21 protein-coding genes and 1 riboswitch are annotated in these 18,798 nt (G+C 51.7%); of the genes, 15 read left to right on the forward strand and 6 right to left on the reverse strand.

Annotated elements, in window-relative coordinates; genetic code table 11:
* Window positions 1–479: 479 nt before the first annotated feature.
* The 3 genes from A3848_RS20890 to ytxJ form a co-directional block, all read right to left on the reverse strand.
* Window positions 480–923 carry a hypothetical protein gene (locus A3848_RS20890; protein WP_074086773.1) on the reverse strand — a complete coding sequence of 148 codons (444 nt, stop codon included), beginning with the start codon at window positions 921–923 and terminating at the stop codon, window positions 480–482.
* A 171-nt stretch (window positions 924–1,094) separates the two neighbouring features.
* Window positions 1,095–1,265, reverse strand: a riboswitch (cyclic di-AMP (ydaO/yuaA leader).
* Window positions 1,266–1,582: 317 nt separating this feature from the next.
* Window positions 1,583–1,822, reverse strand: coding sequence for a glutaredoxin family protein (locus A3848_RS20895; RefSeq protein WP_074086774.1), 240 nt, complete (start codon window positions 1,820–1,822; stop codon window positions 1,583–1,585).
* Window positions 1,819–2,145 (reverse strand): bacillithiol system redox-active protein YtxJ, encoded by a 327-nt coding sequence (gene ytxJ / locus A3848_RS20900; protein ID WP_074086775.1) that lies wholly within the window; start codon window positions 2,143–2,145, stop codon window positions 1,819–1,821. The genes A3848_RS20895 and ytxJ overlap by 4 nt, the downstream gene beginning before the upstream one ends.
* Before the next feature lie 229 nt (window positions 2,146–2,374).
* On the opposite strand from ytxJ, the gene A3848_RS20905 reads away from it, so the two are divergent.
* From A3848_RS20905 to A3848_RS20925, 4 genes are all read left to right on the forward strand, one after another.
* Window positions 2,375–3,097 (forward strand): SDR family NAD(P)-dependent oxidoreductase, encoded by a 723-nt coding sequence (locus A3848_RS20905; RefSeq protein WP_074086776.1) that lies wholly within the window; start codon window positions 2,375–2,377, stop codon window positions 3,095–3,097.
* A gap of 36 nt (window positions 3,098–3,133) precedes the next feature.
* Window positions 3,134–3,769 (forward strand): ThuA domain-containing protein, encoded by a 636-nt coding sequence (locus tag A3848_RS20910; protein WP_074086777.1) that lies wholly within the window; start codon window positions 3,134–3,136, stop codon window positions 3,767–3,769.
* Window positions 3,770–3,959: 190 nt separating this feature from the next.
* Entirely contained in the window at window positions 3,960–4,322 is a 363-nt protein-coding gene (locus A3848_RS20920; protein ID WP_074086779.1) for a MerR family transcriptional regulator, read from the forward strand.
* Window positions 4,323–4,360: 38 nt separating this feature from the next.
* A complete protein-coding gene (locus A3848_RS20925) occupies window positions 4,361–4,696 on the forward strand; it encodes a thioredoxin family protein (RefSeq protein WP_074086780.1) in 336 nt (111 codons plus the stop codon).
* A 182-nt stretch (window positions 4,697–4,878) separates the two neighbouring features.
* On the opposite strand, the gene A3848_RS20930 is transcribed toward A3848_RS20925, so the two are convergent.
* The gene (locus A3848_RS20930) at window positions 4,879–5,772 is read right to left on the reverse strand and encodes a CHAD domain-containing protein (protein ID WP_074086781.1); all 894 of its coding nucleotides are present in this window, start codon (window positions 5,770–5,772) and stop codon (window positions 4,879–4,881) included.
* 281 nt (window positions 5,773–6,053) lie between these two features.
* Here A3848_RS20930 and A3848_RS20935 point away from each other — a divergent pair, with 281 nt between their 5' ends.
* Window positions 6,054–7,124 (forward strand): lipoate--protein ligase family protein, encoded by a 1,071-nt coding sequence (locus A3848_RS20935; protein WP_083612267.1) that lies wholly within the window; start codon window positions 6,054–6,056, stop codon window positions 7,122–7,124.
* Window positions 7,125–7,291: 167 nt separating this feature from the next.
* Here A3848_RS20935 and A3848_RS20940 read toward each other — a convergent pair whose 3' ends face one another.
* Entirely contained in the window at window positions 7,292–8,071 is a 780-nt protein-coding gene (locus A3848_RS20940; RefSeq protein ID WP_074086782.1) for a carbon-nitrogen family hydrolase, read from the reverse strand.
* A 173-nt stretch (window positions 8,072–8,244) separates the two neighbouring features.
* Between A3848_RS20940 and A3848_RS20945 the strand changes: the two genes are divergently transcribed.
* From A3848_RS20945 to A3848_RS20980, 8 genes are all read left to right on the forward strand, one after another.
* On the forward strand, window positions 8,245–8,673 hold the full coding sequence (locus A3848_RS20945) for a MarR family winged helix-turn-helix transcriptional regulator (protein ID WP_074086783.1): 429 nt from the start codon (window positions 8,245–8,247) through the stop codon (window positions 8,671–8,673).
* 40 nt (window positions 8,674–8,713) lie between these two features.
* Window positions 8,714–9,349 (forward strand): nitroreductase family protein, encoded by a 636-nt coding sequence (locus tag A3848_RS20950; RefSeq protein ID WP_074086784.1) that lies wholly within the window; start codon window positions 8,714–8,716, stop codon window positions 9,347–9,349.
* 143 nt (window positions 9,350–9,492) lie between these two features.
* Window positions 9,493–9,798 (forward strand): putative quinol monooxygenase, encoded by a 306-nt coding sequence (locus A3848_RS20955; protein WP_074086785.1) that lies wholly within the window; start codon window positions 9,493–9,495, stop codon window positions 9,796–9,798.
* 358 nt (window positions 9,799–10,156) lie between these two features.
* Window positions 10,157–11,773, forward strand: coding sequence for a phospholipase D-like domain-containing protein (locus A3848_RS20960; protein ID WP_074086786.1), 1,617 nt, complete (start codon window positions 10,157–10,159; stop codon window positions 11,771–11,773).
* 63 nt (window positions 11,774–11,836) lie between these two features.
* A complete protein-coding gene (locus A3848_RS20965) occupies window positions 11,837–12,214 on the forward strand; it encodes a hypothetical protein (RefSeq protein ID WP_074086787.1) in 378 nt (125 codons plus the stop codon).
* 105 nt (window positions 12,215–12,319) lie between these two features.
* Window positions 12,320–12,646: an ArsR/SmtB family transcription factor gene (locus A3848_RS20970; RefSeq protein WP_062522366.1), complete on the forward strand. Its 327-nt coding sequence runs from the start codon at window positions 12,320–12,322 to the stop codon at window positions 12,644–12,646.
* Between the two features lie 106 nt (window positions 12,647–12,752).
* A complete protein-coding gene (locus tag A3848_RS20975; protein WP_074086788.1) occupies window positions 12,753–14,528 on the forward strand; it encodes a SulP family inorganic anion transporter in 1,776 nt (591 codons plus the stop codon).
* A gap of 354 nt (window positions 14,529–14,882) precedes the next feature.
* Entirely contained in the window at window positions 14,883–15,572 is a 690-nt protein-coding gene (locus A3848_RS20980; protein WP_074086789.1) for a DUF1361 domain-containing protein, read from the forward strand.
* On the opposite strand, the gene A3848_RS20985 is transcribed toward A3848_RS20980, so the two are convergent.
* Window positions 15,560–15,892, reverse strand: a complete 333-nt coding sequence (locus A3848_RS20985) for an MGMT family protein (protein ID WP_074086790.1) — start codon at window positions 15,890–15,892, stop codon at window positions 15,560–15,562. The genes A3848_RS20980 and A3848_RS20985 overlap by 13 nt on opposite strands.
* Before the next feature lie 200 nt (window positions 15,893–16,092).
* Between A3848_RS20985 and A3848_RS20990 the strand changes: the two genes are divergently transcribed.
* Window positions 16,093–17,643, forward strand: coding sequence for a spore germination protein (locus A3848_RS20990; RefSeq protein WP_218619009.1), 1,551 nt, complete (start codon window positions 16,093–16,095; stop codon window positions 17,641–17,643).
* On the forward strand, window positions 17,640–18,794 hold the full coding sequence (locus tag A3848_RS20995; RefSeq protein WP_074086791.1) for a Ger(x)C family spore germination protein: 1,155 nt from the start codon (window positions 17,640–17,642) through the stop codon (window positions 18,792–18,794). Before A3848_RS20990 ends, A3848_RS20995 begins: the two co-directional genes overlap by 4 nt.
* Window positions 18,795–18,798 lie beyond the last annotated feature (4 nt).

Consider the following 18,798-nt stretch of genomic DNA (forward strand, 5'->3'; position numbering starts at 1 on the left):
GGAAATACCTCTGGTCGCGCCATAAACGGGCTAGCGGGCGGAATGAGAGGTAGAAAAGGAAATACCTCTGGTCGCGCCATAAACGGGCTAGCGGGCGGAATGAGAGGTAGAAATACCTCTGGTCGCGCCATAATCAGGCTAGCGGGCAGAATGAGAGGTAGAAATACCTCTGGTCGCGCCATAAACAGGCTAGTGGGCGGAATGAGAGGTAGAAATACCTCTGGTTGCGCCATAAACAGGCTAGCGGGCGGAATGAGAGGTAGAAATACCTCTGGTCGCGCCATAACCGGGCTAGCGGGCAGAATGAGAGGTAGAAATACCTCTGGTCGCGCCATAACCGGGCTAGCGGGCAGAATGAGAGGTAGAAATACCTCTCATTCTGGACGGTACCTTAAGCGATACTCTGTACCGCTGCTTCAGTAGTATAGGCTCCCTGTACAGGACTGCAAATCCGTTTTGGCCTGCAGTGCTGTTCACTTTTAGCCGGCAGATAAACTGGAATTCGGCAGTGCAGCTTCATGTGCTGCCAGTAGTTCACGTATTTGCCGGAGCTGCGCCTTAAGCTCTGGCATGCTTTTCATGAGGATCGGACTGATCTCCGCCAAAGGGAGCCGCAAGCCATACCGGAGCGCATGCACAAGCTGGTCCTCCCAGGAGAGACAAGCTGTACTGCTGGCCTTACGGCCTTGTGCAATCCGGAAGCAATGCCGGATGCATTCGCGGTAGGCCAGAAGAGAGAAGCTCTGCGGGTCGCAGCCCTTTCGGAGATAAGGTATATACAGCTCTGTGAAGCTCTTCACGGCAGCCTCCTCCGCTTCAGAACCCTGTCCCAGCAGCAACCTGCAGAGCGTAAAGATATTTCCGCTATACTTCTCAACATATTCCGCAAATTCGGATGCGGAAACCGACATGCGCGATTCCATTCCTGTATTCCTCCCCGGATTAGATATACTACTTTTCACCTAGCCCCGGCCGCTCTCCCGGCGAAACTCCGATACCTCACTAATTTCCGCAAAAAAGCCGCAGCAGAGGAGAACCTCTGCTGCGGCTTCGGTACAGGCTTAAATAAACCTGGCGCTTAAGCTTGGCGGGTTAAGATCTCTCTCTATACGCTTACGAGGTTAGCTGTCGGATTCGGACGGTGAGAGTCGCCCTACCTTGTGAGACCGCACTTCTGCAGTCTCCTTAGGATTCACCCCAATAAGGCCTTGTGGCCCGGTGGTTCCCCCGTTTCCCGTGTGCCGGGAATTCAGCGTTCATGTAATTTTTCATGAATTACTTTCAAAACGAATCATACTGCTTCGGGGAGGTCTTTGTAAAAAAGGAAAAGGGAGTTGCTGCGCCAATTTCACGTTGAAATCGAATAATTCGAAGGAAATAAACAGATAAAACCATATATCTTACTGCATATCGGCCCATTATCTCATTGGCACGCCTGTTTTTATTTCTGCCTCAAAATACGGGTCATTCCTTAGGCAAGACAAAAAGGGTATTCAGGGGCAAACAGCTCCCGGATACCCTTTTGTTCAAGTTAAACCAATGAATCCGTACGCGGCATTCTCCTGCCAGCGTTCCGGCATATTTATTTCGTAGCTGCGATAAGCTCCTTCAGCTCGGGCAGATTGAACCCTTTGACGACATGTGCCCCGGCTACTGTAACAGGAACGCCCATGAAGCCCAGCTTCTCAACTTCTTCCTGATAAACCGTGCTGGTCATTACATCCCGTACCTCAAAAGGAATGTCCTGCTCCTTCATCAGCTGTTTCACCTGATTGCAGTCACTACAGTTGGCTGTAGAATAAATGATTACAGGTTGGCTCATTGGCTCACAGCTTCCTTGAGGGCATCGCGGGTGATTTTCCAGTGGGAGGTGTTCCACCGGACTTCACCATCTTCCAGCAGGAAGATTTGCGGGGACTCATGCTTGATGCCGAAATCTTCGGCAATCTGGTTGGAGACCGGACGGTCTTCAATCACATGAACCACAGCAGCGGGGGTTCCGGAGCTCTGGACATAAGCCTGGAATTCTTCATTCGCCTTGGCGCTGATCGGGCAGGTGGTACTGTGCTTGAAGAGCAGTTTTTTACCGGGTTGTGCAATGTATTGATGCAATTCATCAAGACTGTGGATTTGTTGTATGGACATTAGGGGTTCACCCTCCTGGTAGTTTATTTTGCTAACAATTCGGTTGTTAACAATGATATTCCTGATTGTAACATAGTTCAAAATTAAATCAAAAGGAAGAATCAGCAGGGAATGCATTAGCAGAATAGTCCAGCAGAGGACGTTGAATAATGACAATTCCCATGCTAAGGTGTAGGGGATATGGCGATTTATGTATATTGATGTCTGATAAGAGGGAGTGACCCATTCCATGAAAAAGGCTGCTTGTGTTACCGGTGCCGACCGGGGACTCGGGTTTTTCCTTGTGCGTTGGCTTCTGGAGAATAAATATAAGGTTTTTGCCGGGCAGTACCTGGAAGAATCGGAAGCGTTGGAAATACTCAATACAAAATATAAAGAACAGCTAATTCTGGTTCCGATGGATGTCGGCAGCAGCGACAGCGTAAATTGCGCGGCACGAACTATTGCAGGACGCACAGGGCATCTGGATATGATCATCAACAATGCTGGAATTATTGACCGTGCGGATGATGCCACCATGCTGGTAGATATGGATGACACCGCGATGGCACGCATTTATAATGTGAATACGCTTGGCTCTCTGCGGGTGAGCAATTCGCTGATGGGCCTCCTGCTGCAAGGCAAGCAAAAGCTAATTGTGAACATCTCCTCTGAAGCCGGCAGCATCAGCCGCAATCAGCGGATTAACATGTACGGTTATTGTATGTCCAAGGCGGCGCTTAATATGCAGTCCTCTCTGCTGCACAATCATCTGCGGGTCATGGGCGGCCAGGTGATGGTTTTTCATCCGGGTTGGCTCCAGTCCTACATGAACGGTGACAAGAATGAGGCAGCCCCTATTCCCCCTGAAGAATCCGCCCGCAAAATTATGGGAATCGTGCAGGAGCATAAGACGCATATGGGCATGGAACCGGCTTATCTTGATCTGGACGGCAATCCCTGGCCCTGGTAAGAACAACTCTCGCTAAGAGAAAGGCGTAGATAAAAGATGACAGAATGGAAGGCACTGGCGCTGGGAAGCTATACAGAGGTTAAATATCATCCGTTCTCCGGGGTGGACCACGTGTTTGAGGCGTTATTTGCCGGGAAGCTGGACGTGAAATCCACGGAAGATTACTCATTGCTCAGTCCGGACAGCCTATCGGCTTACAAGCTTGTGATAGCGTATACAGAATTTTCGGACAACAAAATAGCTCCTGAACAGAGCGGGGCATTGCTCTCCTATGTAGCTAACGGCGGTGGACTGCTCGTAGTGCACAATGGGATCTCACTGCAGCGTAACCAGGAGCTGGGTGTGATGCTGGGAGCGCATTTCACGCATCATCCGGCCTATACTGAGCTTCAGATGACGGTTCCGGCAACAGGCCATCCGGTCATGCAGGGGATTACCGACTTTGTGATCGAGGACGAGCCGTATTATTTTGACATGCAGCCCTATTTTGAAACGACGGTGCTGGCGGAGTATTTCCACGAGGGGGCCCATCATGCGGCAGCCTGGTGTCATGAGTTCGGGATGGGGCGAGTTGTGTATCTGATGCCGGGCCATCATCTTCCTTCCTTTTCCGTAGAGCCGTTCCGGCAGATGATTACAAGGGGTGGTCTGTGGGCGGCCGGATTACTATAGCCTTTGATCATTTTAACAACATCATATGGATGGATAGTGTAAAAACCAACGGAAGCGTTAGACTGCTGTTGGTTTTTTGGTGTTTGGTTGATTGGCTGCTCCCGGCGATAAAAAGCCTTGACCCTGACACTGGTGTCAGGGTTTATACTAAGAACAGACCATTTCTCATGAACCCCGGGGAGAACAGACCATGAAAATAGGTGAGCTTGCCGCACGGACGGGTGTCAGCATCCGTTCTCTGCGATATTATGAACGTCAGGGCTTGATCACTCCGCTCCGCCAGGCCAATGGATACCGAGAGTATTCTCTCTTGTCCGTGGAGACGGTGGAGACGATCAAACTGTATTTGAATCTGGGCTTATCGACCGAGGAAATCGCCGGTTTCTTGAATTGTGTACTGAAGAAAAAAGAGGCTTTCTGTGCAGAAGTGATGCCGCTGTACCGCAGCAAGCTGGAGGATATTGAGCGTCAGCTCCTGCAGCTGAACCAGATCAAGCAGAATTTGGAGGAACGGATTGCTTCCATACAGCAGGAGCAGCAGGAATCAGAATAACCTGAATAAATTCTTAGACTGATAAGGAGGAGTTAACAATGACTGTTATAAATGCCGGGCACGCCGATACCGTTCGGAGACAGCTGCAGGAAGGTGGAACTGTGCTGGTAGATTACGGAGCGCCATGGTGCGCGCCTTGCCGGGGTCTTCTGCCGGTTCTGGAGGAACTGGATGAAGAGTATGGCAGCAATATCACGATCCTCAAAGTGAATTGCGATGAGCTGCCGGAGCTGGCTGCAGAAGCGGGAGTCATGGGCCTCCCTACCGTGATCGTATACAATGGGGGGCAGCCTATGGAAAAACTGGTAGGACTGCGCCCGAAATCGGCTTATCAGGGCGTGCTGGACAAATTTGCTGCCGCGAATAGCCGGTAAACGCAGGAAAGGCAGGAAGCCGCATAATGCTTGGCTTCCTGCCTTTTTGTTAAAATATAAGAATTTATATGTTTCACGCTATAAATTATCCTTCTATTTCTCGCTGAAACGGATACCATCCTTAAAAGGACGGCGAAGCCGTTTCCACTTGTGGGAAAAATTATAAATGGAACGAAGTGCGGTTATTTCGCATTCAATGGGAACGGTACCACTTCATTATGGTGCAGCGCTTCGAGCACTTCAGCATGGAGTTTGTCCGTGAATTCAGTCCATACCTTAAGGCTGACCCCCAGCTCATCACGACCAATGGATTGGATCACTTCCAGCCATCCCCGTTTATCGTTAATAGTACCGAGCTGCTCCTGGATGTCTTTGTAGATTTCCTCATGGGCGTGAAATTTCTGGTTGAGCGCAAAGGAAGCGGCACCGGCGGTATAACGCAATTCCTTGGCGGCAATCCGCAGCTCATGCAGCGCATCGAAGGCTTCTTTGGATTCGGCCTCAGGACCCTTAAACAGGGTCTTGCAGGCTTTTTTCTTCTGCTCGAAAGCGACCTCAAGCTCACGCATGACAACATTCGCATCTCTTTTGGCCGCCAGTGCCTCGAGATCGCTGCTAAGGAATGCCTCCCACTCGGCGTCCAACGCTTTGCCGCACAGCTTGGGCAGTTTGGTGCTCAGTTTCTTGCGGTACTTCTTCCGCTCGTTCCTCTCGTACTGGATAACAGCCTTGAGCAGCTTGGCCGATTTGGCTTCTCCGGCTTCCTCCGCTTGCTCCCGTCTATCCTTGAAGGATTCAATCAGCACGTCCGCGTCTCTAACCTTGCCGAGTCTTTTTTGCGCCTCTTTGAAGGTACTATACAGATCTGCTGTCACCAGATGCTCCGGATCTAGAATGGACAATAGCGTCAGCAGCTTACGGCAGTTCACTCTGGCCTGATGGGTATCTTCATCGCCGAACTCCTTCAGCGCATCCTTGCTGTAATCACGGAAATTGAGATAGAGCTTGTTCAGCGCCAGCTCCCATTGTCTGGCTTTGCTGATTTGCCGTTCCTTCACGGTTAGCAGGTCAGTCATACGGCATCACTCCTTAATGGTTGTGTATAGCATGAGCTTTGGGGCGGGACGAATGCTCTTCATATACCTTAAGGATAACGCTATCATCCTGCTTTTTCAAATGAAGGTGCTGTCCTGAGCTTCGCTGCTGCACCCCGGATCGGTTACAATGGGAATATTGCCGGTATTGTAAAATAGTACAGGAAGACGGAGTATTCGACGGCAGTCTGCAGGAAGCCAGTAAGTGTGGATGTCTTGATTACGCGAAAGAGGAAAACGATGGTCACCGGGAGGGGTTATGGATGAGCGGAGAATACAAAAAGCAGGGGCAAGGGCAAGAGCGGGTTCAAGCGCAGGAGCAAGCAGTAGAGCAAAGACATATGTACGAGCGAGTGCAGGAGCAGGGGCAGGTCCTGTTCCAGGAGTCTGAGCCTGAGCAGGTGTATCCGTCTGCGGGTTTGCTCCCGCCGGTTATGGCGCTCTTTGAGCACCTGGCGGCAGGGGAATCATCACCGGAAAGCGCAGACTCCGGAAGGATAGCGGATGCAGCAGAAGCCGCGGCGATGCAAGAGCCCGTTGAAGCGGTTGCCGGAGATATGCTGCTCCCGTTCGCGTTCGAGGAGACGCTCTGCAGGGATGTGGGTGCGGGCCTTGTTCCGCCGTCTGTACATCTATGGAGCCATCCCGGCGGAGTGGCATTGGGCCTGCGGGACAGCAAGCTGCCGCGGGCAGCTGAAGCCATGGCCGCGCTGGAAGAGCAGGGCTACCGTACAGCGGTGCGGCACTCCGGCGGCGCGGCTGTGCCGCTGGATGCCGGCATCGTCAACGTATCGCTGCTGCTCCGCAAAAGTCCGGGCAAGCTGGACTTTCATGATGATTTCCGGCTGCTGGCTTCGCTGATCACAGAAGCCGTTGCGGTCAGCCATCCACAGGCAGCGGCACAGATCCGGGCAGGCGAGATCGCCGGGTCGTATTGCCCGGGCGACTTCGATCTGGCCATCGGCGGCCGCAAATTCTGCGGCATCGCCCAGCGGAGGCAGAGCAGCGCGTACTTCGTGCACGCGTTCGTGATCGTCTCCGGCTCCGGGCTGGAGCGCGGGCATTTGATCCGCGGCTTCTATGATACCGCCGCGGATGGCGATGACGCGCTGGACTATCCGCGCGTCATGCCGCAGACCCTAGCCGCGCTTGGCGAGCTTGGCGGACCGGCTTCGGCGGATGTATTCGCCGAAGGATTCCGCCAGGCCCTGGCCCGGCGCGGCGTCAAGCTTCAGCCTGCGGCCGGGCTGGCGGCCGCAGGGTACAAGCTCCAGTACACCGATATCCGTGTACTGGAGGCGGCGCGGGTGCTGCGTGAACGCTACGCCCGCTAAGCTGTGTCATGGCCGGTCGAAGCGAACCGGCCCTGCTCTATAGCCGGTGTAATGTAGCATCACCGGCATAGCAGAAAGTGCCGCATCTGCTGATAGATTCAGCAGGTGCGGCACTTTTTTGCAGTCTAAAGTTCAATTGGATGTGCCCCGTACAATCGGCTGGCGGATCAAAGATACAGCTCCGGCCTCCGGTCGGAGAAAACCGGAATCTGCGCACGAACCTCCCGCACCTTATGTACATCAATCTCTCCGCTCAGAATTTCCTCGTTCTCCGAAGCTTCGCAGACCACCTCGCCCCAGGGATCAATGATCATCGAATGGCCGGCAAAGGTGTTCGCGGGATCTTTTCCAGTACGGTTGCACGCAACGACATAACATTGATTCTCAATCGCCCGGCTGATCAGCAGTGCCCGCCAGTGGGCAAGACGCGGCAGCGGCCATTCGGCACTGATGAACAGGACTTCGGCACCGAGCGCCGTATGGGCGCGGACCCATTCGGGGAAGCGGATATCGTAGCAGATCAGTCCGGCGCAGCTTGTCCCGTTCAGAGTGAACAGACCCTTGGCTTCTCCAGGATGCAGATACAAGTGCTCATCCATCAGGCGGAACAGATGCAGCTTACTGTATTCGCCGGCGATCGCTCCGGTGCGGCTGAACACATACATGCTGTTGGTTATGCCGTTGTCCTTCTTGCTGGCGACGGAGCCGGCCACAATATGGATGCCGAGCTCGCGGGCCAGTCCTGACATCAAAGCCTTCGTGGCCTTCCCCTCAGGGTCGGCAATGTCCACAAGCCGGGTTAAATCATATCCGGTTGTCCACAGCTCGGGAAGAACCACACAATCCGTCCCCTGAGCAGCAGCTTCACGGATTTTACGTTCTGCGGCAGCATAATTTACCTGGGGATTGCCAAATGCTATATCGAGCTGAAGCAGGGAGATTTTCATGTAACAGCCCTCCTTTTTTGGTCGAGCACTACACTTTGATTCTACGGGTAAGCGGCTGCCGGGGCAAGTTGAAAGGCCAATTGAAATTATTAGTTGACGGGTCAAGGATAAAGGTGTAAAGTGATGAATGTCAAAAAGGTTTTGTGCAATATATTTGTGTTAGGGGGTTAATCTTGACTGAACATCTGCCTGAGGAAGACCGCATCTTTGAACGGCTGCAGGCGCTGAACAAAGCCATTACACCGACCTTCGAGCGTTGTGCGGGCATAAGCCCCACCCGTCTCCGTCTGCTTCATGAGCTGTTTCAGGTTACTGAGATCAGCCAAATTTCACTGCAAAAGCAAGTAGACATCGATGCTGCGGCCATCACCCGTCACTTAAAGGGGCTGGAGGAGAATGGCATGGTCTCCCGACGTAACAATCCCGATGACAATAGAGTGACCCTGGTCTCGCTGACTGCGCAGGGAAGAGACAAAATCCGTACGTACAAGGAAGAGAAGAGCCGCTTCATCGGCAGTCTGCTCGCCGGGTTTGATGAACCAGAGCGCGCTCTGCTCGCAGATATGCTTGTCCGGCTGCAGCATAATATCAACTTGCTGTAGCCATTAACTATAATCCAACTATAAAAGGAGTTTATTATTCATGAATGCAACCAGAACCAATGATTTCACAAGTATTATCACAGGCCGCCGCTCCATCCGTAAATACGACACATCTGTCAAAATCTCTAAAGAAGAAATGACTGAAATCCTTACCGAAGCCACGCTGGCCCCTTCCTCGGTGAACATGCAGCCTTGGCGGTTTCTTGTGATCGAAAGTGCGGAAGGCAAAGCCAAGCTCGCGCCTATCGCCAAGTTCAACCAGCTTCAGGTAGAGACCTCTGCGGCCATGATTGCCGTGTTCGGAGATTTGAACAATTTCGATTATGCCGAAGAAATCTACGGCACCGCTGTAGAGCGCGGACTGATGCCTGCTGAAGTAAAAGAAAGACAGCTTGCTGCGCTGGGTGCGCATTTCGCGAAGCTGCCTGCAGATATCAACAGAGAAACGATCATGATTGACGGTGGCCTCGTCTCCATGCAGCTGATGCTGGCTGCACGTGCCCACGGCTATGACACCAACGCCATTGGCGGCTTCGAGAAAGACCAGATCGCCGAAGTCTTCGGTATGGACAAAGAGCGCTATGTTCCAGTCATGCTGATCTCCATCGGTAAAGCCGCTGAAGAAGGTTACGCCTCCGTCCGTCTTCCTATCAACACCATTGCACAGTGGAAATAAGAGGCGTAAGCTCATATATGTAAGTCCACGTTTCTAACATAAACTTAGCCTATGCTAGAACTTAAGTTTATGCTTCCGAAGCGAGTTTTGTACGAAGCCAATCAGTAAGCCTAAGCTTACAAAACTTTTAGGAGGACTAATCAATGATTATTATTCATGCCGTAATGCAAGTAAATCCTGCGCATAAGGAAAAATTCCTGGCTGAGGCGAAACAGCTGTTAGCCGCAACCCATAAAGAAGAAGGCAACCTTTCTTATGAGCTGTACAATCATTTCGAACAGGAAAACACCTATATCATGATCGAAACCTGGCGCGATATGGAGGCTGTAGCCAGCCATAATACAAGTGCTCATTTGACCGGATTTGCAGCGAAAGCGCCTGAGTTCCTGACCGCTCCGCTGGACCTTAAGGAATATATAACGGAGAACCGGCCGGCAAATAATCTGTAACCGGAAGATGAAATCTTGCAGTGAATCATTTTGAGCCATCCACCGGGTTACCGTTAACCTGTTGGAGCTGTTCAGTGAAGCGGATCACAGGGTTGAAATGAATGTAATACATTCTTTGAAGCAAGGGGAAGTTTCAAGAGCCGGACGGGCTGTTGAGACTTCCCCTGTTTGTTTCGAAAGATAAGCATTTATAGGTTTTGCTCTATACCGATAGAATTGGGTGGTGAGGAAATAACACGTACGGTACGTTTATTGACGGGCGATCCGGGGTATCTAACCTTAGCCTGATTCGACCTGTCATTTGTTCGCTGGCCCTGAACTGATAGGATCCCCCTTAAGACGGATGGAGGACTTGCCAATGAAGAATATACATATTAATGCCAGAATCTCCTTCGGAGAATGGGATCAAGAGCTTCAGCAGGATGTTATCGATTTTGTGAATTATTATATTTCGGGCGGATCCCTGAGGGCGGTTGCTGACCCGTCCGAACGGGTTTCGTCATTGATTGCCGTAGCTCTGGAAGGAGGCGCTGCCCGCGCATACCGGCAGGAAATTGGCGGCGTAATCACAGAGTTAAGGCAGCTCACTGAATTGCCGGGTTTCAGTACGGAGCTGCTTGAACAGCTTGCCGCTGAGGTCAGCCGGCTGGATTCGGGTAAGCTCCGGGCACTGGCTCCGCGGACTACCCGTAATAACCAGGTCGACGCCTATGTGAACGGCCCGCAGTGTCTGGAAATGCTTCTTGAGGAAATCGCCAAGGCCCGGCGTTATATTCATCTGTCCGTCATGCTGTTTTTTAATGATGATTCAGGCAACCGGATTGCGGCAGCGCTGCTGCATGCATTGGATCGCGGGGTTCAGGTCCGGCTGATGGTGAATTACACTGTCACTGCCCTGGGGTATGGACATAACCTGGAGGTCGGAAGATTCTCGGAAATCTCGGACCGGCTGGAGCAGGCAGGAGCGAAGCTACAGGATACCTTCCACTCCTACTATTCTGCTATGGAGTGGAGTAGGAGACGGGCTGAATTGAAGGCTCAGGGTATACCTGAGAGCATCCTGTTCCTGCAGGATAAAGTGCAGGAGGACGTTGAGCTGACGGGACTGAATGTGATTGACCACCGCAAATTCATGATTATCGACGGGATCACCTCTATCGTGGGCAGTCTGAATATTGGAGATCAATATACGTTTGCCACACCGATTGAAGCCTCTGCCTCGGTACAGGTGGATGGGCGCCCGATGGGCGTTCCAGTCCGTGAGGAGGAGTGGCATGACGGCTGTTTTCGTATCCGGGGAGCAGCAGCGCTGCCGCTGAATGCCGTGTTCCAGTCCAGATGGCTTCTGCTCGGAGGGGATTTCTATGATCCGGAGGATGCATTGTATCGTTCTGAAGGCAATACGGATTTCGGCTCAGAGGAATGTACGCTGTTTGTGAGTTTTCCCGGAAACCCGGTCAATCTGATGCAGCAGTATTATCTGGATCTGATCACGTATGCTGCCGATGAGACGGTCATTGTGAACCCGTATCTGATTGACCAGGCTTTCTGGGACCGGCTGGGCGGGCTCGGACCGGAGCGCTCCTGCCATCTTACGATCTGCAATCCGCTGGAGGTCAATGACCATCCCACCAACCGTGCAGCCGTGCGCAGCAATATGTATGTCCCTTTTTGCAATGGGGTGTCTTTTTATGACTACAGTGCCACAGAACGCTTTTCCCATTGGAAAATCACCTATGACCACAGGTCGCACGCGGTGTTCCACGGCTCATATAATATCAACGAAAGAAGCGCCTGCCACGATTTCGAGCTGGGGCTGCTGGTGAAGGGAGAGGCCTTTGCAGCAAAAGTAAAAGCTATGATAGACTATGACCTCAGCGTATCACGCAAAATCACTGATAAGAGGGAATTCTTCAAGCACCCGTGGATGCACCCCAGCACTTATGTGAATACAGCAACCCGGAATTATACCTGATCGCGCAGCGGGCCGGATGTCATGTATAATATGCAGTAAATCCTAGCAAATGGAGCCATTGCGATGAATATCATAATACAGAAGACAGGCCTGAAGAAGGACGAGGTGTTTTTTGAAGCGGATAGCGGAAAGGGTAGAGGAATCTGGTGCGGAGCTCAGGTGAAGCCGGGGGACCTGGCTGTGGTAGAGTTCGAAATTCCGGCACTGCTTATGCGCTGGGTGGACATCATTCCGGCAGGCGGAGGAGACCACAGCATCCGTTTGGAAGGTGATATTGTGGTGCTTACCGGGGTGCTGGACAATATCGAGGAGGATGGAACCGGCTGTCTGCAGCTGGATGGAGAGCTGATTATGTTCGAAAGCCTTGGCGAGCCGATGGCGCTGGGCAGCCTGGTGGAAGTCAGGACCCGGGAGATCAGGTTGTATCCGATCTTTCTGTGAATAAGGGATTCGTCTATCAAATTAACCCATTGGCATAGCCACTCTTGGCTAAATAGGCTAAGATAAATAGTATTCAAGAAGTAAGCTATGAGGAGCAGAGGTTCAATGAACAGCGATATTCAGCAATTCAAGACAGAATTTTTTAAGGCGCTGGCTCATCCGATGCGGATTCGTATCCTGGAGCTGCTGAGCGAAGGCGAGAAGAATGTGAACGAGCTGCAGGCCATTCTGGGGTCCGAAGGGTCTGCCGTGTCCCAGCAGCTTGCCGTGCTCCGCGCCAAGAATGTAGTAGCCAGTGTAAAAGAAGGCACGACGGTGATTTACTCCCTGCGGGATCCCCTGATCAAAGACCTTCTGGCCGTAGCTAAGCAGATATTCGATAATCATCTGGTGAACGCAATCTCCCTTTTGGAAGGGATCCGCAGCGAATAACCCGGGGCCTCCCGGGGCGGATTACCCGTTGACAAGCGAGGCTTGCAGGAGTAATGTTGCTCTTATATTCAAATAATCAGATATTCAGAGAAAAGAAGGTTAAAGGATGACAGGGTGGGGCCGTTTCAAAGGCTATAATATTGCTTCGCTGCGTAAGGATCTCATTTCAGGGGTTATCGTAGGCGTCATTGCCATTCCTCTGGGGATGGCATTTGCTATTGCTTCGGGTGTGAAGCCTGAGTACGGAATTTATACAACCATAGTCGCAGGAATTATAATTTCTTTGTTTGGCGGTTCAAAGTTTCAGATCGGCGGACCTACGGGTGCGTTTATTCCTATTTTATTCGCTATTGCCATGCAGTATGGCTATGAAAACCTGCTGCTTGCCGGAATGATGGCCGGGATCATTCTTGTCCTCATGGGTCTGCTCCGGCTGGGGGTGCTGATTAAGTTTATTCCCAAGCCTGTAACGATCGGATTCACCGCAGGGATTGCCGTTATTATCTTCACGGGGCAGATCGCGAACTTTCTGGGCCTGAAGGATATGAAGCGGCATGAGAGCTTCGTGGACAACATGAAGGAGATTGGCCTGCATATCTCTACGATTAACCTGTACAGTATTCTGACAGCGGCCATTTGTCTGGCTGTGCTTATACTGGGGATGCGTTTTGCGCCCAAAGTGCCAGGGGCACTGGTCGGACTGCTCTGTGCAACCCTCATAGCTGCACTGTTTTTCAGCGGCAAGGTGACTACGATTGGTTCTGCCTACGGGGACATTCCGAATACACTGCCGAGCTTCCACTTCCCGGTCATTACCTGGGAACGGATTAGGCTGCTGCTGCGACCTGCCTTTGTCATCGCTATGCTCGGAGCGATAGAGTCTCTGTTGTCCGCCGTGGTGGCAGACGGCATGTCAGGCAGCCGTCATAACAGCAACCGTGAGCTGATCGGACAGGGGGTTGCCAATATTGCTGTCCCTCTGTTTGGCGGGATTCCGGCTACCGGTGCAATTGCCCGGACCGCTACCAATATCAAGAGCGGAGCCGCTTCCCCCTTGTCTGGTGTGATCCATGGTGTAGTGGTATTTCTTATTCTGCTGCTGTTTGCACCTTATGCATCGAGTATTCCGCTAGCCGCGATGGCACCGATCCTGATGGTCGTAGCCTGGAATATGAGCGAACGCAAGGAATTCATTCATTTGCTTAAACTGAAGACCGGAGATTCGCTGGTGCTGTTCATTACGTTTCTGTTGACCGTCTTTGCCGACTTAACCGTGGCGGTAGAGGTTGGACTGGTGCTCGCTGTAGTCTTGTTCGTTAAACGGATGGGCGAGGTGCATCTGGTGTCCAAGGTGCTGCCTGATCCGGACTCAGTGAAGGTTGAAGCACATATGGTCACGGACAGCCATGACTGTCCGCAGATCGGTATTTATAATGTGGAAGGGCCGCTGTTCTTCGGAGCTGCCTACCGGTTCGAGAATACGATGCCTGGCTTCGGCCCTGATAAGCCAAAGGTTATTCTGCTGCGGATGGGCAAGGTGCCGTTTATCGACACCACCGGTGAAGCCAATCTGGCAGGGCTGGTGAAGAAGCTGCATGAGGATGGCGGCCGCCTGATGATCTCAGGCATTCAATCTCAGCCGCTCGAGCTGCTTAAGAAGACCGGGCTGTATGACAAGATCGGAGCAACGCAGTTCTATGAGCATACCGGAGAGGCAATCAATGATGCGCTTAAGGTCATTAACTATAATAAGTGTCTGGGCTGCCGTCATGCTGCCTTCAGGGAATGCGCAGCCTTTGCCGGACTGGATGAAACGTCTGGCCGCAGTGCCTTCAAAGGGCGTGTGCCAGCTGTAGCACGTAAGCTGAGCGGTGAATTGTAGCCGCTGAGCAGTATGCTCGGATAATTTTTGGCATCAGCGGCAGGCTGTGGCAGAGAAGCCTTAGCTTCATTCTATAGCCTTCAAAAGCAGCGCTTCTCCCTTCACCTGGAGAAGCGCTGCTTTGCGTTAGTGCTCATTTTCCGCTTGCTCTAACTGGTCATAGGCTAGTAAAGGTAGTGACCATTTGAATCCGCCACCCGCGTGGAAAGAGCCGAAACAAAGGTATTTCTGCCTTTGAATCCGCTACCCGGAACAGGCTTATGGCCACTCCGATTTGTACAAGACATAGAAAAATTTGTACAATTACCAATAGAGGGTTTATGAAATTCATTGGGATAAGGAGAGTACCCGGACATGAAGGAATTGAATTATATCAAGGTATTTCTGCTGTTGGCAGGATTGTCCCTTGTCACACTGGCGGTCTACGGTGTAGTGTCTCAACGGACAGATACGTTCTACGAGTTTCTAATCTGGAATCTGTTTCTGGCCTGGCTCCCATTCGTGTTCTCCATGGCCGCCCATGAACTGGACAAAAGAAAAATCGGCGGATTGCTGGTGCTTCCGCTCGGCATCGCCTGGCTGCTGTTTTTTCCGAACGCGCCATATATTATGACCGATCTGGTGCACTTAACGATCCGCAAGAATTTGTATTTTGTCGGTGGAACGATCCAGAGCCGCTACTGGTATGATCTGATTACACTGCTGCTGTTCACCTGGAGCGGCTGGCTGACCGGTTTCTTCTCCCTGTACCAGTTCCAGGCCGTGATATACCGGAAAAGCAACCTGCTGCTCTCCTGGATTTTCGTGGTGTTTGCCTGCGCGCTCGGGGGGTATGGCGTTCTGCTTGGACGGGTGTACCGGCTGAACAGCTGGGATGTGCTCACCGACCGGCATCAGCTGTACCAGCTCGTTGTCGACAGCCTGAACAGGCAGTCGGTCTTTTTCAGCGTATTCATTGCGTGTGTGCTGCTGGCTATTTATGCAACGATGTACTGCCTGCTGAATGTGCTGGGCAAAGGAAGTAACCGGCCTTATTCCAGTTGAAGCTCATCCTCAGACTTCGGATGATACTGGTAGCGCTGAAGATCGATCGCTCCCTTTGCGTCAAAAATGATGCCTTCTCCCAGCAGATATAGCCGCTGCAGAGAGCTGGACTCATCGTCCGTAAGGGCAATTTCCCCTTTGACATTGACCACTCTGTGCCAGGGCAGCTTGTATGTGCGGCTCATGGAGTGGAGGATGCGGACGACCTGTCTGGCCCCTCTCGGGCTTCCGGCAGCCCTGGCAATGCCCCCATAGGTCATGACATAACCTTCGGGAATCGAGCGGATGATGGCGATAACCTTTTGCGTGAATGGTGTCATGGCTGGAACTCCTTTTGTACAAACAGTAGTGTGGATTTACTTGAATTATATCAGAAGAACCAGGCCCGTGATGCTCCCAAGGAGTACTGCGGGCTTTGCTTTTGGAGCACACTGTTTCCTGCACAGTATAATTATGTGGAATAGGAGAACCAGAGTCGGGGGATAATCAGATCAAAACAATTGTGACAGGAGTGACTGCTGTGAAGAACACAGATGCTGCCCTGGGAAACAGACAGGACGCCTCCAAAATATCGTCTTCCCAGCCGCTTAGTCCCTCGCTGGACGACAATGTGGCTCTGTTCCGGCGGATATTCAGCAATGACGGGACGCTTCGGGTGCGGGTGATTGAGAATAACTATGGAACGCTGTTGCGCTGCGGCCTGATCTATGTGGATGGAATGACTGACCAGGATCTTATACAGAATGGTATTACGAAGCCTGTAATGACTTATCCATTCAAGAAAGAAGACCATGGGAATCCGGCGAAGCTGATGGAGAAGATCCGCATGGAGATCATAAACATCAGTGACATTATGGTTTCGACGGAGCTGGATGAACTAGTAGGAGCTGTTGTAGGAGGTAAGACGGTATTTCTCTTGGACGGTTATGCCGGGGCGCTGAATATTAATGCCCAAGGCTGGCAGACTCGCGCAATAGAAGAGCCTACGACGGAAAAGGCAGTCCGGGGTCCAAGAGAAGGTTTTACGGAATCACTGATCGTTAATTTAACCCTGATCCGCCGCAGAGTCCAGAATTCCGATCTAAAGTTTGTCTTTAGTGACATTGGGACAAGGTCCAAGACGCAGACCTGCATCTGCTATTTGGAGAGCCTGGCTTCACCCGATATTCTGGCAGAACTGCAGGGAAGGCTTGCACAGATAGAAATTGACCATATCCTGGATACCGGTTATCTGGCTGAACTGATCCGTGACGAGCCCTACTCCCCATTCGAGATGATGGGCAGCACGGAACGACCGGATACGGCTGTAAGCAAGATTATGGAGGGCCGCATTGCCTTGATGATTGAAGGCAGCCCCTTTGCCTTGACGCTGCCTTATGTTTTTGTGGAGAATTTCCAGGCCAGTGAAGATTACTACGTCAACTATTATTTTGCCTCCTTCAACCGGTTCTTAAGAGTCATTGGAGCCTTCATGTCCATTAGTATTCCGGCAGTATATGTCGCTCTGGTTACCTACTCTCAAGAGATGGTCCCTACCAAGCTGTTGCTCAGCATTGCCGCTGCCAGGCTATCCGTTCCATTCCCAACCATTATCGAGGCATTAATTATGCTGACGATATTCGAAATTTTGCGTGAGGCGGGTGCCCGAATTCCAACCTCCATTGGCCAGGCGGTAAGCATTGTGGGAGCGCTGGTGCTGGGGCAGGCGGCTGTAGATGCACGCATCGTGAGTGCGCCAATGGTCATAGTGGTAGGTCTTACCGGAATCACGACCTTGCTTAATCCAAGGCTTACCGGACCCATGATTATCGTGCGTTTGATTCTTTTGTTTGCAGCGTTTTTCCTTGGGATCTATGGATACTTCTTTGGACTGCTCGGTCTGGTGATTCATCTGATGAGTCTCCGCTCCTTCGGTGTTTCCTATATGCTGGGAGTGGGCTCTATCCGCCCGCAGGATATTAAGGATGCGGCGATCCGCGCGCCCTGGTGGGATATGTATCTTCGGCCGGCAAGGATCGGTACGCGCAATATGAAGCGGAAGGCGTCCCGGAAGAAGGCGGGTAGCCGGTGAGACGAGCTCTGAGACTGTTGACGCTGCTGCTCTGCATGGCCCTGGTACTGTGTCTCTGCGGCTGCTGGAACTATACCGAGGTTGATGATATGTCCATTGTAGCCGGGGTGGCCATCGATAAGGATGCTGCTGACGGCAAGATCGAGTTGACGGCAGAGATCGTTGACATCAAGGGAGGGCTTAACCAGAATCAGGCCGGCTTCAAAATGCTCAGTCTTAAGGGGAAAACCATGTTTGAAATTGTCCGTAATATGATATCCCTAACCGGGAAAAAGCTGTTCTGGAGCCATGCCAAGGCGATCATCTTCAGCGAGGCGGTTGCCCGCGAAGGACTGATCAAGACAATGGATTGGTACAGCAGAGATACTGAAACCAGATCAGATGTGTTCATTTTTGTGTCCAGTGAGCCAACCGCGCGGGAAATTCTGAACCTGAACACATCCAAAAAAGCAATTCTGTCGTTTGAACTGGCACAAATGATGAGTGACGAGAAGTTTACCAGCACTGCGCCGACCGTGGAAATATGGGATTTCATCGACAAGCTGGAGACTTCGGGTAATCATGCAGTGGCACCTCTGATCTACGTTCATGAGCAGAACGGGAAGAAGAATGAACGTGTGAACGGCTGTGCTATTTTCTCAAAGGATAAAATGATAGGCAAGCTGAATGGGAAAGAGACCAAAAACATGCTGTTTGCCAAAGACGGCATCAAGGGAGGCGTATTGGCGGTGAATGACATACACGGGGTTCCCACCTATTCTTTGGAGATATTATCAAGCAGAACCAAGGTGAAGCCAAAGCTGGTCAACGGCAAGCTGAGCTTGCAGGTCCGAACAGTCACACGTACCGGCCTCGATGAAGTCATGACTACGAAAGACTTCTCGGGCAATGAGGGCATCAGTAGCATCGAGGAGCGCGCCAGCAAAGCCCTCCGGCAGGACATCGAGTCTGTCATACGGAAGTTGCAGCAGGAATACCATGCCGATATCTTTGGATACGGGGAAATCATTCATGAACATCAGCCAAAGGTCTGGGCCAAGCTCCGTGACAACTGGGATAACGAATTCGTAAAACTGGATATTTCAGTAGACTCCAAGGTGATTATAGAGAACACTGCCAAAACCTCGCGCTCTATTAGGCTGGGAGATTAACAGA

Origin of the sequence: Paenibacillus sp. P32E, assembly GCF_001909085.1 — a bacterium.
GTDB lineage: Bacteria > Bacillota > Bacilli > Paenibacillales > Paenibacillaceae > Paenibacillus_AQ > Paenibacillus_AQ helianthi.